The sequence below is a fragment of the Izhakiella australiensis genome, from assembly GCF_002006995.1.
Taxonomy (GTDB): domain Bacteria; phylum Pseudomonadota; class Gammaproteobacteria; order Enterobacterales; family Enterobacteriaceae; genus Izhakiella; species Izhakiella australiensis.
Map to the genome: position 1 here is coordinate 44,918 of NZ_MRUL01000014.1, position 19,520 is coordinate 64,437.

Consider the following 19,520-nt stretch of genomic DNA (forward strand, 5'->3'; position numbering starts at 1 on the left):
GACCTTCTGCTTAGTCGCTGGCTGATAGCCGTTAACGCGATGCTTTCAGCCAGCCACTCTGCTTGTCAGCCCGTCTGACGCCGGGCCAATAGCTTTGGGATCTCGCGCAGGCACCATGCCTTCGCCTCGCCCATGCTATCGCGCCGCCAGGCCATAATAATATCTACCTCACGGGTATATTCCGGGCTGACTACCCGCAGCCGCCCTTCGGCAATGTCCTGCTCTACCATTGGCCAGGGCATGGTTGCCACGCCCAGCCCCTGTAATAAAGCCCGCCGCTTATCTTCCATGCTGCTGACGGTCAGGCGCTGCTGCTTATCCAGCAGCTGAACGGTAAGCACCGGGCGCTCACGCGCGGTGTCCGCCACCGCAATGCCGCGATATTTAACCCGGGTAACCTCAGAAAGCGGCTCCGGCTCCTGATGGATCGGATGGTCGGCGCTGGCAACGTAGACGCTCATCATGCTAAACAGCTTGCGCGTGTTGATCTCCGACGAAGCGCGAAAATGCATATCCGGCGCGATCACAATATCCGCGCGCCCCTGCTCAAGGCGCTCCCAGGCGCCGGCTAACACCTCGGTCATCAGTGAAATCTGCGTGCTGGATTTGGTCGCCAGCTTATCAACCAGCGGAAACAGCAGCTCGGTCGGCACCAGGGCTTCGACAACAATAGTCAGATGCGTTTCCCAGCCGCGCGCCAGCGCCTCGGCATCGGTGGTGAGCTTGTCCGCCGCTTCCAGCAGGACTCTGCCGCGCTCCAGCAGCATCCGGCCGACGTTAGTAAAGCGGGTGCGGTGCCCTGAACGATCGAACAGCACCACGTCCAGTTCTTCTTCCAGTTTTTGCATGGTGTAGCTTAGCGCCGAGGGTACCCGCCCCAGTTCATCGGCAGCCGCGGCAAAGCTGCCGCGCCGATCAATGGCATCCATTACGCGCAGCGCTTCGAGGGTCAGCGCCCGATCTTTTGCCATAACAGCTGTCTCTGTCAGGAAATTTGAATATAGCGAGCAGATTAACTGGCTAACATTCCAACGTCCAGAAACTTACCATGGAATTATTCATGGTCGTGCACAAGCATGCGACCAGCAGGAGGATATTATGATTACCAGTCGAGCAGCGAACGAATGCGGTAAGGCCGACTACGGCTGGTTGCAGGCCCGCTACAGCTTTTCCTTTGGACACTACTTTGACCCAAAACTGCTGGGCTATGCATCGCTGCGCGTACTCAATCAGGAGGTGCTGGCTCCGGGGGCATCTTTCCAACCGCGCACCTATCCCAACGTTGACGTGCTCAATATTATTTTGCAGGGCGAAGCACAATACCGCGACAGCGAAGGCAATCACACGGTGGCCCAAACCGGCGAAGCGCTGCTGCTGGCAACGCAGCCGGGAGTGAGTTATAGCGAGCACAACCTGAGTAAAACCGCCTCGCTGACGCGTATGCAGCTATGGCTTGATGCCTGCCCGCAGCGCGAGAACCGCCTGGTGCAGCGCATCAGCACTCTTCCCGCCCCCTATTTGCTACTGGCTTCGCCGGAAGGGAGCAGCGCTAGCCTGCAATTACGTCAGCAGGTGTGGATCCATCATTTAACGCTGGCGAAAGGCGAGCGCTATACCATCCAGTTGCATGGACCGCGCGCTTATCTGCAATCAATTCACGGTTCACTGCAGGTGCAAACACCGGCGTCAGCCGCTCAGCGGCTGGTCTGCGGCGATGGCGCATTTATTGGCGAAGAAAATCATCTCGAGCTGGTTGCCAGCACCCCGACGCGAGCGCTGGTAATCGATCTGCCGGTTTAATGGTTTTAGCCCCCCTTCACTTCCCCACGGCGTATCAGGCAAAGGTCGCAGCGGCCAACCCGGCAAATGGGCATTTTAGCGTTCAGCAACCGGGTTGACTAAAATCAAACTATTTCAGGAAAAAAAGCTAAATATAAGGGATTCTTCTCTAAACAAATAATAAACTGTAGTCTGTCCCGGCTAAAAAGATTAACATGCCCACCTACAAATAATACGCCGCAGCAGCAAATGAAAATAAAAAGAATCATGCTAACGATGTTAATACTTACTATTAGCGCCTTAGTCATTATTACGTGTCAGGGTACGGTTAAAATCTGCCTGAAGGAAAGTAAACAAATTATTCTTCCCCTGTGCCAGGGATATTACGAAAACGTTACCCCAGCCTCCAACCTGCAACATAAGCCGGCTTTTATTTTATCGACATAAAAGGATACGCCCGTCTACAAAAGGATTTATCTGCGGATGATAAATCTCCTGCGCAGAATAAGCGTTAAACAACCATCGGTGTCTGACAAGCGTGCAGAAAAAAATCCCTCATCGCTATCTGAAGCATACGTAAACATGCTAATCAGCTGTATTTCAATGCCGCGCCCAGGCTTTTTCTAACCGATAAAAATCACCATAACTGCCAAAACATCTTTATCTTATCCTGACAAAAATAAATTTTTTGTCCGGTAGGTTACTGGATACCGAAAGGTCATTGAGGAAAAAGTTAGTATGAGAATTGCAGATGTATTAACAGGTGGAATCTTTCTTGGTATCTCTTTTTTTTCCGCCGCTCAGTCAGTTCCGCTCCAGCCACAACCCGTTCATATAAATGGAGACGCTCACACGCTGACATTAAACAGTGCCGACATTGCAGAAACGCCCGATGAGTTTGTTCCTGCCACGATCTCTCTTACCCAGGTGAGAGAGAAATCAAACATCGCTGCCAGCGGATGAACGCCAAAGCGGCCGTCCGGCCGCTTTTACGCATATTATTTGACTATGCTTTTCTCGACCTGAAAAGACGTCCGCATCGGATACCAGCCCCAATCCATAGCATAAGGGTAAGGATACGCAGACCAGCCATAGTTCCAGTAAGGACCAAATCCATAATTCCAGCTATCGATTGGTATCAGGCTCTCTTTAATGTGCCAGACCTGATAGCCCAACATATCCAGCATGATAAACCTGTATTTTGCCTTACCCACCTCGCCTTGTTCGCTACCGGCTACCGTAGCCAGCACGGTCACCAGACGATTTTTAAGCGTCAGGGGATCGATAAATCCCGCCTTTTTGACCATCACGCGCCCCTGATAAGGCTGGTCGACATCGGGCCTGGCCGCTTTATCTAAAGGCAGAACGGCAATTTCAAACAGCGTTTCGTTCTTGTGGTTAATAACGTTTAATACTTTACCGCCAATTCGAACTTCCTGCCCTTTATACTGGGCTGGATTGCCATATATTTGACTATAATTAGCCGCAGAAACCAGCCCGCTGTTTCCGCCAATGTTTTTGGGTATTGTTGAACATCCGGTAACAATAAAACCTGACATCAGGACGGGCAATAATAACTTTTTCAATTCCATTTACCTTAAATTAGTAGCCGTTAACGTTCCCCATTAACCGGGTCAACTTAGCCTGAGCCGCCATGCAGAGAATTATTATGCCGTTAGCGACTTTGACACCGTTGTTAAGCAAGAAAAACTTACGTCACTGTCAGCACGAAAACAGCGGTGCAGACAGGCTTTTTAATTAACATAAAGTTAAACGATATTATCTTTCTTTTTATGAATTTTAGTTTCAGCGTAATAAGGCAACGTCATCACCCTCGTTACCTGAATGGTTAACTAAAACACCGTCGTTATACTGAGCGTCACCGCTTTCAGGCGACAATATCAGCCATAAAAAAAGGCGCAATAATATTGCGCCCCGGAAAGATGACGGGATGGATCAGTGATAGAAAATATCGCCCGCTTTGGCCTGCAGGATTTTCCCCTCGGCATTACTGATCAGCACGTAGTTGCCGCCCATATAGGTCCAGTGGCTATCCGGCTGCGGCGCTGGCAAATGACGAACTTTGTAATCAGTAATGTAATAAGGTTTGGTGCGATAGAGCTGCGGAACGATATCGCCGATGGTGTATTTCTTGTAATCAGCGAAGAACGTTTTAACTTCGTAATCGTTTTGCGGGCCAGGCACTTGTTCGTGGCTGTCTCCCGGCGTCGCGCCGTTTTGCTCCTGCACGCTGTGCGGCAAAGACTGCGGCTGTTCTGCCTGCTGCTGCTGAGTCGGCGCCTGCGCCGCATCGTTTTGCGCATTGTTCTGCTGACTGGCATCGCTCTGAGCCTGATCAACCGGTGCAGCCTGCTGTCCCTCAGCCTGTTCATTGCTGGCCTTGGCGCAGGACGTTAACGGTAATACCGCGGAAAAAATTAAGGCGGTAAACAGCGCCTTTTTAGTCTTATGCATAACCTCTCCCATCACTTACGGCCATCATGCCGCACAAACACCTCATTGTGACAGACAGTTATAGCCGCAACCAGCCCAGGATGACCAGACTTATTCAAGCTAAAAGTAAACAAGTGTGTTTAAGGCGGCCTTTTCAGGCCGCCTGCCGCTATCTGAAGCGGAAAACCAGCGCCACGCCCCCCAGAATCGCCAGCATACCCAGCAGACTACTCCACGGCATAGCATTCCCTAACAGCAGATAATCCAACGCAGCCGTAACGGCGGGAACCAGATAGAACAAACTGGTCACGTTAACGATGTTGCCGCTGCGTAACATGCGATACAGCAGCAGCTGGGCCAGTACCGAAATGCCTAATCCCAGACAGATAACCGGAATAAAAAACCCCCAGCTGCCGTCGGTATGAAACGACTGAAACGGCAGAAGAACCAGACATGACAGCAGGCTAACCCCATATTGCAGCGGCAGCTGATTACCTGGCGGCTGTGAGTTACGCTTTTGCAGGATTGCGCCTACCGTCATACAAAACAGCGCCGCCAGCGCCAGAGCAACGCCCAATGCGCTGAAGTGTGAAACCAGCAGGCTTTGCAACACCACCAGCACCAGCCCTGCCAGCGCAATTAGCAGGCCACACAGCCGCAGCGGATTAAAAATCCGCTCCACCAGGCAAAGGGTAAGCAGCGGTTGAATTCCCATAATGGTGGCTATCAGACCAGGCGTAATGCCGAAAGCCATCGCCTCAAAGTAGCACATGGCGTAGCAGCCAATTAGTAAAAAGCCGGTCACCGCCACCTGCAAGCGCGTCCCCGAATCGGGCAGCCAGCGGCGGCGATAAAGCCCCATCAACAGCAGCGTAATCAGAGCCAGAGTGAAACGGCAAATCAGCAAGGCAAGCGCGGAGCCGTGATCCAGCCCCCATCGGGTAAAAATCGCCGCGCTGCCCCATAGCAAAACGAACAGCATTGCTGGCGCGAATGAGGCCAGCGGAAGAGTTAAAAAACGCATAGAATTTACATCCTGTTAAAACCTAACCGTCACCGGCTGGCTGACAGCCAGCATCAGCAAGAACCAGTGCCTGTGAAAAGCGGGAAGTGGCTTTAAACCACTCGCGTAAGCATCAACGGCGGCGGCGGGCAGGCTGCAACAGGAAGCATCATCACCGGGCAGGCCACGTCCACCATAACGGATGACTTCACCACTTGGGTTGCATCTTTTAAGGTTGGGACAAGCTGGCGCATTAGTGGGCATACCCTGAATAAAATGAATGGATATCCAGGCTAACATCCGATTTACAATTGCGCAATAGAAATAGCCGGACAAACAAACCGCTGTAGAGCAAAGAAGGCACCGATTAACAGAGCACGGCATTTTTTAGCGGGCGTAGCCAGCGCAAGTTTTATCGATAAATAGTAAACTCGTTGAATCAACGGCGTGTTGGGTGCAGCTGGCCCTCTGATCGGCAATAAGCCCGGCGCCTGTCTGCCACGATTAGCACCCATGATGTCGGGAGGCGTCTGTATGAAAGAAGGTCCATTAACTGACAAAGAGCTGCAATGGCTCGAAGAATTGCTGGAAAAATACGGCAATGATGACTCAATTCTTGATGTCGCCGAGCTGGACGGCATGTTAACCGCCATTTTGTCCGGCCCGACGGTAGTCCCTCCCAGCGAATGGCTGGTCGCCCTGTGGGGAGGAGAGAAAAAACTGCCGTCATGGAGCAACGAGCGGGAAATGTCGCGCTTTCTCGATCTCAGTTTTCAGCATATGAACGATATCGCCGATCGCCTGAATCACTATTCCGACCAGTTTGATCCGCTGTTTGGCGTACGTGAAATGGACGGGCAGGAGTTTACCATCGCCGAGGAGTGGTGCTTCGGTTACATGCGCGGCGTCGCGCTGCGCGACTGGTCATCGCTGCCGCCGCAGCTGCAACCGGCCTTAGAGACTATTGCCCTGCATGGCACAGAGGAAAACTTTGAGCGGCTTGATGATTTATCTCCTGAGGAGATGGCGCAGAGTATTGAAGCCATTCGCCCGGCCGCCATTGCGCTGCATAGCTACTGGGTATCACAACCAGAGCAGGCGCCGGAGCAACCCATAGTGCTGGGTAACCGCCCCGGCAGGAACGATCCCTGCCCGTGCGGTAGCGGCAAAAAATACAAGCAGTGCTGCCTGCACTAATCGCGCCGGACAGAGCGCAAAAAGCTATCGCCGCGGCGCTCAGTGAGTACCCGCGCCGCTGCGATTAATCTACCAGTTCAATTCCCAGACTCTCCAGCAGCGCCAGAGCCTCATAGCGGGAGAACTTCGCCCCGCTCAGCGTATTATTCATTACGTCAATAGTGAAATTCCACGAGTCGGTGAGATCCGCCGCGCGCAGAGTGGTTTTATTAAACAGGCTGCCGGTTAAGTCACAGCCGACCATTTCAGCGTTGCTAAGATCGCATTCGCGAAAATCAACGCCCTGCAGCAGGCATTGATCCATTTTGAGTCCCCGCAGCGCCAGACCAAAAAAAGAACCGCTGGTCAGAATACTTTTGCTGAAGTGCAAATCGGCCTCAAGGTTGTATTCAGGCCAGCTTGCCCCCGTCCAGTCGATGCCACTCAGTTTGCATTCCTCAAAGCTGAGGGCATACAAACGCGCGGCTGACATTTCGACCAGGCTAAGATTACAGTGAGTAAAGCGGCAGTCGGTAAATTTACAGCGGGAAAAGCGCGTGGAGGTAAAGTCGCAGTGGCTGAATTCGCACTCCTCAAAGCGGGCGTTTTCAAGGTTACCCGACCTTAGATCCAGCCGTTGGAAGGATTCTCTGAAATAGTCTTCATTGCTGGCTAGTTTATTCATCGCGTTTGCCAAAATTTGTCCGGGAAAACGCGATGCAATATAACGCTCAGCGCACGAGAGCGCCAGACCAAACGTATGGCCATTTATCATAACCCGCGCTGCGCCGGGCCGAATTAATAATTTCTGTAATTATTCTGCAATGTTAGCGGTATTAACAACCTGATCCTTCCAGATTAATTTGCCTTTATTGTCGAATAGAAAAATAACCGGGTCAGGATTAACTTTAGGGTTATAAATCACAAAAGAAATTAACAATGACTTGCTGCACTTGTTCCAGTCCAGAGAAGTATATGGCGTACCGTCATCAGTAATAGAATCATTTTGCTTATAGCCACGGCAAACAATCGTTCTTTCTTTATTATTTTCAATGGTACTAATCGAATCGCCGTGGACCACAAACTGGCTGTTCGAATGGACTGCTTTATAATACCCGGTACTATCAGCTAGCGCGAAAAACGGCAATACAGCCAGCATGAATAGAGCAACTCGCCGAAACATAGTAAAACCCATCAGGTTAAGAAAATTCTTAGACGGTAATATTACTACCAGCCCGGTCATTCTCATAAATATTTATTGCCGGGATCGGCGCGGCAGATACGCATAAGCCTGCCACAGGCGTCTGGATATCGCAGTGAGGACGCGGCCTTTCGCCTCAGAATCTGTGGTAGCCAGCAGAGGGTTAACCGACTTTACGTTCTGTAACAGGTTGAAACTACAAGTTATTCAGAACAGCGATGAAAGCACGTTATGATAATATGATCCCCGCCGGCACACCATCGCCGGCGGCATAATGATCAATCCCATCGCCGCGACTTCATTAAGGGGTGCCTCGTGAAAAAAATCGTGTTTTTACTTCCCTGCATCCTGCTTGCAGCCTGCCAGAGCCAGCGTCCGGTATCGCCAGACCTTCAGGCTCAGGCTGCGGTTATCAATAACCAACTTTGCGTGAAGATAAACCCACAGGGCGACGAGAAGGTTCGCAGCATATTTATCTACGAAGGGAATAACACCGGCGGCGGCATGATGAAAGAATTTTACCCGCAGCCACAAGTCAGCAGCAATGACTGTCTGCCAGCGCCACCCTATACCTACCAGTCCGGTAAAACCTATACCTGGAAAATCGATCTGCAATCAGCGCAGCGGCTGGAGAAAGGTGACTATCCCAGCACTCGAATTTTTACCGCGCGTTTTACCTGGAAACAAGATGGTGTAACAACGTCGCTGGGACAGGACTCGCCCTGAGCAGCCCCCCGGCCAGTAAAGATAAGAATTCGGCTTTATCACGGTAAGCGAAACGCCAGCGGGATGCCGCTGAATGGGGCACTGTCGCCGTCGGCCAGCTGCAGCGATTGCTGGCGCAGCGTCGCCATATCCAGCTGATGTAGCAGCCGGGCAACCGGCGTGGCAGCACGCACCAGCAGCACCGCGCTGGATATGGAATCGGCCAGCGTCAGCGCGGCGGAATTATCAAGGGGCCGGATGCTAAGGCCAACCCGGTCCAGCGGAATTAATGACGCCTCCTGATGCCAGACGCCGGTGTCGATTTCGCCGAGAAAAACGCTGCGCGGCAGCAGGGTGAAATCAACCTCAACGTAGTCATAATCCTGTTCAGGAAACTGCGCGCGCGTCAGGCGCTGATGGTCGCTGGAATGAAAATCGATGCCGACACGGCGGCGCCCAACCGGCGCTGCGCCGTTTTTTTCCACCACCACCAGGCTCTGCGGGCGATAGTAGCTGCCGTTGCCAACGTCAAACAGTTCATCGTCGGGCTCTCCCGCCTGCGCCAGCAGCATTTGCGCCGAACCGGATGACAACAGTACGATATCCGCTTCCCCCTGTTCGAAGGCCGCCAGCCGGGAGCGAGCGCCGCGCAAATAACCAACGGTAGTCACCACGCTCCAGCGGCTGCACTGGCGAACAAACGCCGAGGCGACCTGAGTTGCCTCCTGGGAACCGCGCGGCGGCAACAGCATATGCACCGGCGCCAGGTGCGCCGCATCCCACAGGCGGGCGAAGTCCCAGCCCACCACGAAGGTGCCCTGATGGCCGCGCGAAACCAGCTGCACCGCGCCGGACTTTTTCAGTTCAAGCAGCGCTTTTTGTACCGTACCGGAGCCAATTTCCAGCGCGTCCTGAAACCAGGAGGTGGTCGGAAGCCGCCCGCCCAGGCCGTGGGACAAAATGACCCGGGCGATAAACGCGACCGGAGAAAGCTGTTTGGCATCGTGCGCCATCACCGTCATTGTTGCCATCAACCCTTATCGTTCCAGAAGCTGTGACGCCTGCTCTACGCTCTGTTTTTCATGGACTACCGCATTCAGCGCCTGCAGTACTGCGGCAGGCTGCGGCGCACGGAAAATCCGCCGGCCGAACATCACCCCTTTCGCCCCTGCCTGCATGGCATCGGCCGCCAGCTGCAGCGTAGAGCGCGCATCATCACCGCCCGCGCCGCCTGCCAGCAGCACCGGAGTATAACAGCTGTCCGTAACCTCAGCAAAAGCCGCCACCGAGCCGGGCCACAAGGCTTTCACCAGATCTGCGCCGATATCCGCAGCAATCCGGCAGTACATACTCATCACTTTTGCGCTGAGCGCCTCGGGATCGCTTCCTTCCAGCGCCGAACGGGGCTCGATAATCAGCGCAATGCCATGGCGCTCGCAGTCCCGGGCGATACGCGTATTGCGGGCGATTTCCGCCTGCTCCAGCGCGCTGTCTTTTTGCCCGAGGTACATATAGGTCATCACCGCGTCAATGCCGCTGACTGACACCTCGCTGATATCAGCCAGCTGCGCCAGTACCCCTTCACTGCGCCCCTCCTTGCCCGGCGTATAAATTGAGCGCGCGTGGTTTTTCCAGTCAAGATGTAGCACCATGCCCGGCCGATCGCGCCCGATGAAGGTGTTTTCCACCAGCGGGATCATGCCAGGCGATACCATCACGCCGTCGGCGGCGCGTAGCTGGCTGAACACCGTTTCAATTTCGTGGCGCGTTCTCAGGCCTGCCGGGGGGCCAGCCATCACGCCATGAGAGGCGGCGACAACCACCGCACTGCCGGTTTCCGGACGTAAAATTCGCCCTAAACGAATGGCCTTACCGGTTCGGGAATCCATGTTGCTCTCCTTCACAAAGTTAAGAAAAAACATAAAATGCAATTTGCAGTTTTCTGCAAATTGATCGTATATTAGCCATCAACCGGCTGTCAATGCAATATGCCCGACCGTTTTTGCCGTCGGCAGGCCGCCCCGGCGCATCGCTTACTTTGTCAATGCAGGAGTCTTTATGGCTGACATTTCTCCCCTCATCGCCGCGCTGAAAAGCGCTTTGCCGCCGCAGCAGGTGCTGACCGACAGCGATACGCTTCAGGCATCCAGTCACGATACCTGGCCGCTGTCTACCAAACTCAAACGGCTAGGTTGCCATGATTATCAGGCCGATGTTGTGGTAAACGTCACCGGCGAGCAACAAATTCAGCAGGTACTGGCGCTGGCGACCGCTCATGATACGCCGGTCACGCCGCGCGGGCTGGCCTCGTCAGTAACCGGTCAGCCGCTGCCGACCCGCGGCGGCATCGTGCTTGATCTCAGCACCATGAGCCAACAGCGGGAAATCAACACCACCAATATGACGGTAGAAGTCTCCAGCGGCTACAACGGCGGCAAGCTGGAAGATGAACTTCAGCAGATGGGCTGGACGCTTGGACATTCGCCGCAGTCGCTATATCAGTCCAGCGTCGGCGGCTGGCTATCAACCCTGGCGACCGGGCAGTTCTCTTCCTATTACGGCGGCATAGAAGATTTGATAACCGCCTATACGGTAATCCTTGCCAGCGGTGAACATATCCGGCTAAAAGCCTCGCCGCGCGCGGCGATGGGGCCGGATCTGCGTCAGCTATTTATCGGCGCAGAGGGTACCCTCGGGGTAGTAACCTCGGTGCAGCTCAAGATATTTCCGCTGCCGCAAACCCGTCTGTTCGATACCCTGGAGTTGCCCTCGGTGGAGGCCGGCCTGCACATCATGCGCGAACAGGCGATGGCCGGGCTGCGTCCTTTCTTGCTGCGGCTTTATGACGCCGCAGAAGCGCGTCACGCCATGCAAAATCCGCAGCAGCCGCTGCCGGTGATGTTCATTGGCACTCAGGGGATAGACGGCGTTGCCCGCGCGGAAATGGACGCGCTGATGGCAATTATCCAGCGTCATGGCGGCCGCTCTCTGGGCTGCGAAGGGGTGCAGGGCTGGATGCAGCGCCGCTTCGATTTCTCCACCGTGGAAAAACGGCTTGATACGCCCGGCGGCTACGCCGAAACCATCGAGGTTGCCCATAACTGGGACGGTATTGCCAGCCTGTACCACGCGCTGGTCGACATTCTGACGCCGCTGGCGGGCGAAGTGCTGTCGCATTTTTCCCATGTCTATCCGCAGGGTACCTCGATGTACATGATCTTATTGGGCCAGGAGCAGGACGATCGTCAGGCGGTGGAAAAACTGCGGCGTATCTGGCAGGAAACGATGAACGTCTGCCTGGCCCACAATGCCGAGCTGTCTCATCACCACGGCGGCGGGCTGATTCGCTCCCCCTACGCCCGCCAGTCGCTGGGATCGGCACATCTGCTGCTGCGTCGCGTCAAGCAGGCGCTCGATCCTAATGCCATTCTCAATCCCGGCAAGCTGGGTTTGTAACGGAGGATTGGCGCCATGTGGTTTCTCGGCATTGATATCGGCACCACCCATATAAAGACCGTCGGCATGGATGAAAATGGCGGCGTGCTGGCGGTAAGAAAATGCCTGACGCCGGTGCTTCAGCGCGACGGCCTCAGCTTTCATGACGCGCAGTCGGTATGGCAAACCCTAACGGGATTGATTGCTGAATATGCGCGCAATGACGCCAAAGCCCACGGCCCGCTGGCGGCGATCTCGATTGGCACCTTCGGCCAGGAAGAGTCGGTGGCGGTCAATAGTCGCGGCGAGGTGATCTATCCGTCGCTGGCGTGGTGGCAAAACTATGGCGACGACGCGCTTGCGCCGCAAACGCAACAGTGGCTCGACAGCGCCGGACATTACGCCATCTCCGGCATGCGTTCACGGCCCAATCAAAGCCCGTCACGCCTGGCATGGCTGCGTAAGCATCAGCCGGCAATCTGGCGGCAAACGGCGCGCTGGGTGGATTTCGGTAGCTTTATCATGTGGCGCTTAACCGGTGAATGGCGCGCCGCCAGTTCGCAAATTACCCATTCACAGTGCTTCGATCTGCGCAGTATGCAGCCGCATCAGCCGACGCTGGAACGGCTCGATCTGCCTGCGGAGCTGTTTCCCCCGGTCGCCAATACCGGCGAGTGCTGCGGAGAAATCCTCAGTGCCAGCCTGCCCGGCGTGAGGCTGGCGCCCGGCGCCAGCCTGTTTATCGGCGGTCACGATCAAATTCTCGCCGCCTGGGCGGTGCAGAGCCGCCAGCCGACCAACGTGTTTGATTCGATCGGTACTTCGGAATATCTGATGGTGCTGACGCCGCATCTGCCGGACAGCGCCATCGCCTGGCAGCTGGGCGTGGATATTGAGCGCACCTGGCAGGCAGGCGAATACGTCATGGGCTGTGCCACGCCGTCCGGTAAAATTATTCAGACGCTGGCGGAACTGCTGTACGCCGGCGATTATCAGCGGCTGTTTGCCGACCTGCGGCGCGGCGACATCACGCCCGAGCTAACGGTTTCCATTAATGAAGATGACGATCGCGGCCTGTTTTCACTGCACCATCTTAACGCTGGCCTGACGCCTGCCGACGTGGTTCATGCCACGCTAAATCATATCGCTGATCGTGCCTTTGACCTGCTGGGCCGGATGTGCGAAATCGGGGCGATCCGCCCGCAGGATGCGGTGCTGATGGGATCGCTGTTTCAACGCGCGGAAATGTTGGAGCACCGCCAGCGCCGCTGGCAGATACCGCTGTTTATTAGCGAACTTGCCGAGCCGGTCGCCACCGGCGCCGCGATGGTCGCCCGCGAAAGCTGGCTCATCGCCAGCAACCAGGAGGATCGCCTGTGAAGGTACTTATCGCCTCGCTGAATACCGCCATCGAACGCCTGCTGCTGGTGGAAGAACAGCATCCAGGCCAGGTACATCGTCTGCTGGATGACAAAACCCTGGCCGGCGGCAAAGGCGTTAACGTTGCGCGGGTGCTGCGCCAGCTGCAAAGCCGGCTGGACAATGCCCCTGCCCCGCTGCTTTTAGGGTTTCTCGGCGGCGCAAGCGGCCAGCTATGCCAGGAACTGCTGGCGCGCGAGGATCTGGCCGGATGCTGGTGTCAAATCGCCGCCGATACCCGCATTTGCGAAGTCATCACTGAGCGTAAAAACCCGCAAAAAGCCAGCGTCTACAACGCTGCCGGACCCGCGATCCAGCCGGAGGAACGCACAGGTCTGCACGCCATGCTAAGCGATGAGCTTGACCGGGCCGGGGCGCTGATCTGCACCGGCTCGCTGGCGCGAAATCTGGCGCCGGATGAATACGGCTTATGGATCGATCAGGCCCGTAGCCGGGGTGTTTTGACGCTGCTGGACAGCCACGGCGCGGCGCTGCTGCAGTCTGCCCGCGCGCTGCCTGACATTATCAAAATTAATCGCGATGAATTGCGTCAGGCAAGCCTGGAATCCGGGCTGGATTTGCCCGGCGCGTGGCTGGCTCAGGGAGTACACTGCGTGATTATTACCGACGGCCAGCAGCCTACGCTGGCGCTGACCCCCGACGGAGATTATCAGATAACACCGCCAACGGTGACGACGCTCAGCCCGGTCGGCTCCGGCGATGCTTACTGCGCCGGTCTGGTCGCCAGCCTGCTTTCCAGACCTGACGAGGGCTGGGCGGCGCATCTGACGCTGGCCGCCGCCTGCGGCGCCGCCAATGCCGCCAGCCCGACGGCGGGCCTGGCGGAGGGGAGCGATATCTTTGCCTTACAACAACGCTGCGCGGTACGCGCTGTTTCGACCCCGCGACGCTCACCTGCTTAACGGAGAGTACTTATGGTCAGTCATGCAGATATCACAGCAAAAACCGGCTGGATGCGTAACGTCCTGCTGATCTCACTGGTTACCGCCGTCGGCGGCTTCCTGTTTGGTTTTGATAACGGCAGCATTTCCGGTTCGGTTGGCTTCCTGCAAAGTAAATTCGCCCTCGATGCCGACAGCACCGGCTGGGTAACGTCGTCGATCATCGTCGGCTGTATCATCGGCGTGGCGCTGGCTGGCCCGCTCTGCGATGCCATCGGCAGAAAAAAGGTCCTGCTGCTAACCGCGCTGATTTTCATCTTTGGCGTGCTGGGAGAAGCGATGGCCAGCTCGGCAGAAATGCTGGTCTGGTTCCGCATTCTGGTCGGCGTTGGCATCGGGGTGGAAACCACCATCGCTCCGCTGTATATCGCCGAGGTTTCTCCTGCGGCTATTCGCGGACGGCTGGTTTCGCTTAATCAACTGTTTAACTGCATCGGCAACCTGGCGATTTTCTCCATCGCCGCGCTAATCGCTAACGGCGCCAGCGAGGCCTGGAACGTTGAGCACGGTTGGCGCATCATTTTTGCCACCGGCATCGTACCGGCCATCCTGTTCCTGCTATTGCTGGCGAAGGTACCGGAAAGTCCGCGCTGGCTGATGCGCAAAGGCCGTGAAGCAGCCAGCCTGGCGGTACTGGAAAAAATAAATCCGGATCAGGCCAGCGCGGCGCAGCAGATGGCAGCGATTAAAGCGGCGTTGCACAGCGAACGTCAGCCGCGCCTGAGCGATTTGTTCTCACCACGGCTGCGTAAAGCGCTGATGGTCGGCTTTGGCGTCGCGCTGTTTCAGCAAATAACCGGCATTAACGCCATTTTCTATTATGCCCCGGAGATATTTAAAACCGCCGGGGTAAACCTCAGCGGCGCCATGTCTTTTACCGTACTGATTGGCCTGACACTGGTGCTAGCCACGCTGGTATCAATGTGGATTATTGACAAAGTCGGCCGCCGTTCGCTGCTCATTTTTGGCTCCATCGGCATGGCACTGACCCTTGCCGGCGTCGGCCTGCTGTTTCGCCTCAACGGTTCAACCACCCTGCTACTGATTTGCATTCTGACTTACGTAGCGGTATTTGCCGTTTCCTACGGCACCGTTGCCTATGTGGTGATTTCAGAAATATTCCCGATTCACGTACGCGGCGTAGCGGTTTCCGTCGCGACCTTCGCTCTGTGGGGCGGTAACTTTTTCGTCTCACGTTTTTTTCCGCTGCTGGTAGAACACATCAGCGCCGCCAACACCTTCTTTATTTTTGCCGCCATCGCCGCCGTCGCCCTGATTTTCGTACTGGCGATGGTGCCGGAAACCCAGGGGAAAACCCTGGAAGAAATCGAACTGGAAATGCATCACTAACGGTCAGGAGATAAATCATGAGACGCGATCGCATTCTGCATCCGCAGCTGGCGCAAGCCTTAGCTACCCTGGGCCACTCCGACATTTTGCTGGTTACCGACGCCGGTTTTCCTATTCCCGCCGACGCCCGGCGCATCGATTTGGCTTTTTATCCCGGCATGGTCGACGTACTGGATATTTTGCAGGTGCTGCGCCAGGAGATGTTTTTCGATGAGATCCGTATGGCCAGCGAAGTACCGCAGTGCAACCCGCAGCTGTATGACGATGTGCAGCGCATTTTTACCGGCTCCGGCGCCGATTTTTCCGCTCTGCCTCATGCACAGTTTTTACAGCAGGTTCCGACACGCGCCAAAGTGGTCATTCGCTCTGGCTCTCTCAATCCATGGGCAAACTTCGCCATGACCGCCAGCACCGATCCGTTCGCCTGGTTTAGCGAGGGAATGACGCCGCTGGCGGAGTACGTCGAGCGCTGTCGACGCATTGAAGAAAACGTGGTGCCTGAGCTGCACTGATCCTACCGACAGTAACGCCCACAACAGCCAATGCGATTGGCGCACTCCTTAACCTGTAAAAGAGGCGAACCCATGAAAACGGTGAATTTCCAGCTAGCGCTGATCGTATCGCTGGGCGGACTGCTGTTTGGCTACGATACGGCGGTAATTGCCGGCGCGATTAAAAATCTGACCCTTTACTTTTCCCTCAGCGACGGTGAAACCGGCTGGGCAGTTTCCAGCGCGCTGGTTGGCTGTATGGCGGGCGGGCTTATCGGCCAGTATCTGACTGACCGCTGGGGACGTAAAAAAGCCCTGATCTTTACCGCCTGGCTGATCTTTATCGCCGCCATCGGCACCGCCGTGCCGCGTACTTTCAGTGAGCTGGTGCTGTTTCGGATCGCCGGCGGCGTCGGTATCGGCATGGCCTCACTGGCCGCCCCGGTTTATATCAGTGAAATCTCGGCAAAAGAAGTGCGGGGAAAAATGTCCGGTCTCTATCAGCTCATGATTTCCGGCGGCATGCTGCTGGTATATATCGTTAACACGCTGATTTCCGAACTGAGCGACAGCCCGCAGTGGGCGATTAACGCCTCCTGGCGCTGGATGTTCGCCTCGGAAATAATTCCGGCGGCGCTGTTTCTGGCACTACTCTATCGGGTTCCCGAATCGCCGCGCTGGCTGGTAAAAAAGCGCCGCGATGCAGAGGCCGCCAGCGTTTTGCGCCAGATCAACGGGCCGCAGTGCGAGGCAGAATCGCTTATTCGTCAAATCAGGGCAACCTTTGAGGACTCACAGGGTAAGGTCATCCGCGAGCCGCTGCTGGCGAAGCACAACCGCCGCGTGGTATTCGCCGTGCTTTGCATGGCGACGCTCGCTAACCTGTGTGGTATTAACGCCGTGCTCTACTATGGCAACGTGCTGGTAGAAAGCATTGGCATCGCCAGTGAAAAAACCGCCTTCTGGCAGCAGGTGATCATCGGTCTGGCGTTCTTTCTCGCCGCAGCCTGGGCGGTAAAAGAAGTGGAAAACATCGGGCGGCGCAAGCTTCTGCTGTACGGCAACCTTGGCTGCCTGGCGAGCATCCTGCTGCTTGGCGTACTGGTGTGGATGAAAATCACCAGCCTGTGGATGCTGGGCATCATCGTGGTCTATATCCTGCTGTTCGGCGGCACCGTCGGTCCGGTGCTATGGATTATCCTGCCGGAGCTATCGCCAAACGCCATCCGCGACCGGCTGATGGCGCTGGCGGTATTTCTTATCTGGGCCGCGAACTTTGTGGTGGCGCAAACCTTCCCGCTAATGAATGGCGATCCCTGGCTGCGAGCCACCTTCAACGGCGGTTTCCCCTTCCTGGCCTACGGTTTCTTCTGTCTGCTGTGGTATCTGCTGACGCTGTTTTTCATTCCGGAAACGCGCAATAAAACCCTGGAGCAGATTAGCAGCGAAATGCAGCGCGGCGTCGGTAATACATCGCCCGCGACGCCGCAAAGGGGATGATGATTTCGCACTCAGCCCAGCACGGCGGTACTTAACCGGCAGGTGCAGGTGCGCCGCCCACGCTCATCAAACAGCGCCACCTCCCAGCTTTGATGCTGGCGGCCAAGGTGCAGCGGCTGGCAGACGCCGCGCACTTTGCCGCTGGTGACCGCGCGGTGATGGGTGGCGTTTAGCTCCATGCCGACCACGGTTTGCCCTTCGCTGGTCATCATATAACCCGCCATTGAGCCGAGGGTCTCCGCCAGTACTGCCGAGGCGCCGCCGTGCAGCAGGCCAAACGGCTGAAAGGTACGGCTATCCACCGGCATTTCAGCTTCAAGAATGCCATCCGCCACGCGGGTATAGACGATCCCCAGATGCTCGACCAGAGTATCGGCACTGGAGGCGTTCAGTTCCTCAAGCGTATAAGGGCGTTTCCAGTTCATTTATGCTCCCAGAGTTGAACCACCATCGACCACAATGTCCTGCAACGTTATATGGCTGGCGTGGCTGGATGCAAGAAACAAAATCGTATTAGCGATTTCTGCCGGACGGGCGATCTTGCCCAAAGGGATGCCCAGCTTGAACTGTTCGCCAAAGCCGCGAATACGCTGCTGCTCAGCATCGTCGCTGCTCCAGAGCGTGCGCTGCATATCGGTATCGGTTGAGCCCGGCGAGACGATGTTACAGCGCACGCCGTACGCCGCCAGTTCAAGCCCTACCGTCTGCGTCAGACTTTTCAGCGCCGCTTTTGACGCGCCGTAGACGCTCATACCAATACGCGGCGTATGCGCGGCATCAGAGGCCACCGTGACGATCGCCCCGCCCTGCTGGCGGCGAAACTGCGCCATGGTGTGCTGATAAAGATTGAAGGCGCCGCCGACGTTAACGGCAAAAGTTTGCTGCCAGTCTTCCGTCGACAGCGTATCGGTAACGCCCATGCGCAGAATGCCTGCCGCGTTGACCAGCACGTCCAGCCGCTTGCCCTCTGGCAGCAAACGGCGGCACACCTGCGCCACCTGCGCGCCGTCGGCCACATCCATAATTTCGGTCACAAAAGGGTAAGGCCCAGCGGAAAAAGCCAGATCGAAGCCGGTAACCTCGGCCCCTGCTTCAGCAAACGCCAACGCGGCAGCGTAACCGATCCCTTTGCCCGCACCGGTTACCCATACCCGCTGACCGTGAAAATCCAACGCCGCCATTACTTCACCTCACGCGACAGCAGCGCCCACCAGGCATCAATGGTGGGATTTTTCGCCAGCATGACAAAATCAATATCCTGATGGGCTTTGCGCCAGCGCGCCGCCAGCGCCATCATACGTACGGAGTCGAGACCGTAATCAATCAGATTTTCGTCATCCAGCGGCTGGTCTGACTCATCAAGCAGCGGCAGGATCAGCGCACGCAGCGCGGCTTTGGAACCGGGGAGCGGCAGCAGTTCTTCGGTCATCACCACGCGACCGGCGCGGCCGGCAACGAATTTCAGCGCCATTAAATGCTCGTCGCGGCTAAAGTCCGCCAGCGCATCGGCTACCATAAAGGGCTTGATATCGCGCATAAATGCATCGATGGCGGTCGTCATGCAGCCGATGTGGGCGTAAACCCCGGTAATAATCAGCTGGTCGCGCCCGGTTTCTTTGAGCATTTGCTCCAGCGGCGAACGGTGAAAAGCGCTATAGCGCCATTTGACCAGCATGGTGTCCGATTCATCGGGCGCCAGCGCCGCCACGACCTTTTGCTGCTGCGGCGAGCGGGTCAGACCCGGTCCCCACATATCGTTCAGCAGCGCGCGATCTTCATCGCTCTGCGTTGAAGGCTGCGCGGTATAGTAAACCGGGATATTTTGCTGCTTACAAAATTGGCGCAGCGCCGCGATATTCGCCACCACTTTGTCCATCATCGGGCTGTCATCGCCCCAGAAGTTGAGAAAGTAATCCTGCATATCGTGGATCAACAGCGCGGCGCGCTGCGGCTCGAACGTCCAGCTGACTTTATTCAGCGGCACGTCTTGCGCCGAGGGCAGCGTGTAGGACTGTAATTTTGGAATAGCCATGATAATTCTCTCT

22 protein-coding genes are annotated in these 19,520 nt (G+C 56.1%); 10 read left to right on the forward strand and 12 right to left on the reverse strand.

Features of this window, described 5'->3' with window-relative positions; genetic code table 11:
* Positions 1–65: 65 nt before the first annotated feature.
* Positions 66–971 (reverse strand): LysR family transcriptional regulator, encoded by a 906-nt coding sequence (locus BTJ39_RS17495; protein ID WP_078003973.1) that lies wholly within the window; start codon positions 969–971, stop codon positions 66–68.
* A gap of 127 nt (positions 972–1,098) precedes the next feature.
* Here BTJ39_RS17495 and BTJ39_RS17500 point away from each other — a divergent pair, with 127 nt between their 5' ends.
* Both BTJ39_RS17500 and BTJ39_RS17510 read left to right on the forward strand, forming a co-directional pair.
* The gene (locus BTJ39_RS17500) at positions 1,099–1,800 is read left to right on the forward strand and encodes a pirin family protein (protein ID WP_078003974.1); all 702 of its coding nucleotides are present in this window, start codon (positions 1,099–1,101) and stop codon (positions 1,798–1,800) included.
* A 717-nt stretch (positions 1,801–2,517) separates the two neighbouring features.
* A complete protein-coding gene (locus tag BTJ39_RS17510; RefSeq protein WP_078003976.1) occupies positions 2,518–2,742 on the forward strand; it encodes a hypothetical protein in 225 nt (74 codons plus the stop codon).
* A 35-nt stretch (positions 2,743–2,777) separates the two neighbouring features.
* Here BTJ39_RS17510 and BTJ39_RS17515 read toward each other — a convergent pair whose 3' ends face one another.
* The 4 genes from BTJ39_RS17515 to BTJ39_RS24905 form a co-directional block, all read right to left on the reverse strand.
* Positions 2,778–3,365, reverse strand: coding sequence for a Slp family lipoprotein (locus BTJ39_RS17515; protein WP_176110356.1), 588 nt, complete (start codon positions 3,363–3,365; stop codon positions 2,778–2,780).
* Between the two features lie 370 nt (positions 3,366–3,735).
* Positions 3,736–4,254: an RcnB family protein gene (locus BTJ39_RS17520; RefSeq protein ID WP_078003978.1), complete on the reverse strand. Its 519-nt coding sequence runs from the start codon at positions 4,252–4,254 to the stop codon at positions 3,736–3,738.
* Between the two features lie 148 nt (positions 4,255–4,402).
* A complete protein-coding gene (locus BTJ39_RS17525) occupies positions 4,403–5,257 on the reverse strand; it encodes a DMT family transporter (protein WP_078003979.1) in 855 nt (284 codons plus the stop codon).
* 92 nt (positions 5,258–5,349) lie between these two features.
* Positions 5,350–5,490 (reverse strand): hypothetical protein, encoded by a 141-nt coding sequence (locus BTJ39_RS24905; protein ID WP_176110358.1) that lies wholly within the window; start codon positions 5,488–5,490, stop codon positions 5,350–5,352.
* 280 nt (positions 5,491–5,770) lie between these two features.
* Here BTJ39_RS24905 and BTJ39_RS17530 point away from each other — a divergent pair, with 280 nt between their 5' ends.
* Positions 5,771–6,433: a YecA/YgfB family protein gene (locus BTJ39_RS17530; protein WP_078003980.1), complete on the forward strand. Its 663-nt coding sequence runs from the start codon at positions 5,771–5,773 to the stop codon at positions 6,431–6,433.
* 64 nt (positions 6,434–6,497) lie between these two features.
* On the opposite strand, the gene BTJ39_RS17535 is transcribed toward BTJ39_RS17530, so the two are convergent.
* Together BTJ39_RS17535 and BTJ39_RS17540 are read right to left on the reverse strand one after the other, a co-directional pair.
* Positions 6,498–7,097, reverse strand: coding sequence for a pentapeptide repeat-containing protein (locus BTJ39_RS17535; RefSeq protein ID WP_078004035.1), 600 nt, complete (start codon positions 7,095–7,097; stop codon positions 6,498–6,500).
* A 129-nt stretch (positions 7,098–7,226) separates the two neighbouring features.
* Entirely contained in the window at positions 7,227–7,607 is a 381-nt protein-coding gene (locus BTJ39_RS17540) for a hypothetical protein (protein ID WP_139356374.1), read from the reverse strand.
* A gap of 321 nt (positions 7,608–7,928) precedes the next feature.
* On the opposite strand from BTJ39_RS17540, the gene BTJ39_RS17545 reads away from it, so the two are divergent.
* A complete protein-coding gene (locus tag BTJ39_RS17545; protein WP_078003982.1) occupies positions 7,929–8,339 on the forward strand; it encodes a putative T6SS immunity periplasmic lipoprotein in 411 nt (136 codons plus the stop codon).
* 38 nt (positions 8,340–8,377) lie between these two features.
* Here BTJ39_RS17545 and BTJ39_RS17550 read toward each other — a convergent pair whose 3' ends face one another.
* Together BTJ39_RS17550 and BTJ39_RS17555 are read right to left on the reverse strand one after the other, a co-directional pair.
* Positions 8,378–9,349, reverse strand: coding sequence for a YhfZ family protein (locus BTJ39_RS17550; RefSeq protein WP_241825938.1), 972 nt, complete (start codon positions 9,347–9,349; stop codon positions 8,378–8,380).
* Between the two features lie 6 nt (positions 9,350–9,355).
* Positions 9,356–10,207 carry a class I fructose-bisphosphate aldolase gene (locus BTJ39_RS17555; RefSeq protein WP_078003984.1) on the reverse strand — a complete coding sequence of 284 codons (852 nt, stop codon included), beginning with the start codon at positions 10,205–10,207 and terminating at the stop codon, positions 9,356–9,358.
* A gap of 169 nt (positions 10,208–10,376) precedes the next feature.
* Here BTJ39_RS17555 and BTJ39_RS17560 point away from each other — a divergent pair, with 169 nt between their 5' ends.
* The 6 genes from BTJ39_RS17560 to BTJ39_RS17585 all read left to right on the forward strand — a co-directional run bounded on the left by BTJ39_RS17560 (position 10,377) and on the right by BTJ39_RS17585 (position 17,475).
* Positions 10,377–11,774 carry an FAD-binding oxidoreductase gene (locus tag BTJ39_RS17560; protein WP_078003985.1) on the forward strand — a complete coding sequence of 466 codons (1,398 nt, stop codon included), beginning with the start codon at positions 10,377–10,379 and terminating at the stop codon, positions 11,772–11,774.
* Between the two features lie 15 nt (positions 11,775–11,789).
* On the forward strand, positions 11,790–13,133 hold the full coding sequence (locus BTJ39_RS17565; protein WP_078003986.1) for an FGGY-family carbohydrate kinase: 1,344 nt from the start codon (positions 11,790–11,792) through the stop codon (positions 13,131–13,133).
* The gene (locus tag BTJ39_RS17570) at positions 13,130–14,095 is read left to right on the forward strand and encodes a 1-phosphofructokinase family hexose kinase (protein WP_078003987.1); all 966 of its coding nucleotides are present in this window, start codon (positions 13,130–13,132) and stop codon (positions 14,093–14,095) included. Before BTJ39_RS17565 ends, BTJ39_RS17570 begins: the two co-directional genes overlap by 4 nt.
* A gap of 12 nt (positions 14,096–14,107) precedes the next feature.
* The gene (locus tag BTJ39_RS17575; RefSeq protein WP_078003988.1) at positions 14,108–15,484 is read left to right on the forward strand and encodes a sugar porter family MFS transporter; all 1,377 of its coding nucleotides are present in this window, start codon (positions 14,108–14,110) and stop codon (positions 15,482–15,484) included.
* Between the two features lie 17 nt (positions 15,485–15,501).
* On the forward strand, positions 15,502–15,996 hold the full coding sequence (gene rbsD, locus BTJ39_RS17580) for a D-ribose pyranase (protein WP_078003989.1): 495 nt from the start codon (positions 15,502–15,504) through the stop codon (positions 15,994–15,996).
* 72 nt (positions 15,997–16,068) lie between these two features.
* Positions 16,069–17,475, forward strand: a complete 1,407-nt coding sequence (locus BTJ39_RS17585; RefSeq protein WP_078003990.1) for a sugar porter family MFS transporter — start codon at positions 16,069–16,071, stop codon at positions 17,473–17,475.
* Positions 17,476–17,486: 11 nt separating this feature from the next.
* Here BTJ39_RS17585 and entH read toward each other — a convergent pair whose 3' ends face one another.
* Genes entH through BTJ39_RS17600 form a run of 3 tightly spaced genes read right to left on the reverse strand, consistent with a single transcriptional unit; the run spans position 17,487 to position 19,507 of the window.
* The gene (gene entH, locus BTJ39_RS17590; protein ID WP_078003991.1) at positions 17,487–17,900 is read right to left on the reverse strand and encodes a proofreading thioesterase EntH; all 414 of its coding nucleotides are present in this window, start codon (positions 17,898–17,900) and stop codon (positions 17,487–17,489) included.
* On the reverse strand, positions 17,901–18,656 hold the full coding sequence (gene entA / locus BTJ39_RS17595) for a 2,3-dihydro-2,3-dihydroxybenzoate dehydrogenase EntA (RefSeq protein WP_078003992.1): 756 nt from the start codon (positions 18,654–18,656) through the stop codon (positions 17,901–17,903). It lies immediately after the preceding gene.
* Positions 18,656–19,507 (reverse strand): isochorismatase, encoded by an 852-nt coding sequence (locus BTJ39_RS17600; protein ID WP_078003993.1) that lies wholly within the window; start codon positions 19,505–19,507, stop codon positions 18,656–18,658. Before BTJ39_RS17600 ends, entA begins: the two co-directional genes overlap by 1 nt.
* Positions 19,508–19,520 lie beyond the last annotated feature (13 nt).

Bases quoted from the DNA above. Each gene is read 5' to 3' on its own strand.
- BTJ39_RS17495 (WP_078003973.1), bottom strand. From the start codon at position 971: ATGGCAAAAGATCGGGCGCTGACCCTCGAAGCGCTGCGCGTAATGGAT.
- BTJ39_RS17500 (WP_078003974.1), top strand. From the start codon at position 1,099: ATGATTACCAGTCGAGCAGCGAACGAATGCGGTAAGGCCGACTACGGC.
- BTJ39_RS17510 (WP_078003976.1), top strand. From the start codon at position 2,518: ATGAGAATTGCAGATGTATTAACAGGTGGAATCTTTCTTGGTATCTCT.
- BTJ39_RS17520 (WP_078003978.1), bottom strand. From the start codon at position 4,254: ATGCATAAGACTAAAAAGGCGCTGTTTACCGCCTTAATTTTTTCCGCG.
- BTJ39_RS17525 (WP_078003979.1), bottom strand. From the start codon at position 5,257: ATGCGTTTTTTAACTCTTCCGCTGGCCTCATTCGCGCCAGCAATGCTG.
- BTJ39_RS24905 (WP_176110358.1), bottom strand. From the start codon at position 5,490: ATGCGCCAGCTTGTCCCAACCTTAAAAGATGCAACCCAAGTGGTGAAG.
- BTJ39_RS17530 (WP_078003980.1), top strand. From the start codon at position 5,771: ATGAAAGAAGGTCCATTAACTGACAAAGAGCTGCAATGGCTCGAAGAA.
- BTJ39_RS17535 (WP_078004035.1), bottom strand. From the start codon at position 7,097: ATGAATAAACTAGCCAGCAATGAAGACTATTTCAGAGAATCCTTCCAA.
- BTJ39_RS17540 (WP_139356374.1), bottom strand. From the start codon at position 7,607: ATGGGTTTTACTATGTTTCGGCGAGTTGCTCTATTCATGCTGGCTGTA.
- BTJ39_RS17550 (WP_241825938.1), bottom strand. From the start codon at position 9,349: ATGGCAACAATGACGGTGATGGCGCACGATGCCAAACAGCTTTCTCCG.
- BTJ39_RS17555 (WP_078003984.1), bottom strand. From the start codon at position 10,207: ATGGATTCCCGAACCGGTAAGGCCATTCGTTTAGGGCGAATTTTACGT.
- BTJ39_RS17560 (WP_078003985.1), top strand. From the start codon at position 10,377: ATGGCTGACATTTCTCCCCTCATCGCCGCGCTGAAAAGCGCTTTGCCG.
- BTJ39_RS17565 (WP_078003986.1), top strand. From the start codon at position 11,790: ATGTGGTTTCTCGGCATTGATATCGGCACCACCCATATAAAGACCGTC.
- BTJ39_RS17575 (WP_078003988.1), top strand. From the start codon at position 14,108: ATGGTCAGTCATGCAGATATCACAGCAAAAACCGGCTGGATGCGTAAC.
- rbsD (WP_078003989.1), top strand. From the start codon at position 15,502: ATGAGACGCGATCGCATTCTGCATCCGCAGCTGGCGCAAGCCTTAGCT.
- BTJ39_RS17585 (WP_078003990.1), top strand. From the start codon at position 16,069: ATGAAAACGGTGAATTTCCAGCTAGCGCTGATCGTATCGCTGGGCGGA.
- entH (WP_078003991.1), bottom strand. From the start codon at position 17,900: ATGAACTGGAAACGCCCTTATACGCTTGAGGAACTGAACGCCTCCAGT.
- entA (WP_078003992.1), bottom strand. From the start codon at position 18,656: ATGGCGGCGTTGGATTTTCACGGTCAGCGGGTATGGGTAACCGGTGCG.
- BTJ39_RS17600 (WP_078003993.1), bottom strand. From the start codon at position 19,507: ATGGCTATTCCAAAATTACAGTCCTACACGCTGCCCTCGGCGCAAGAC.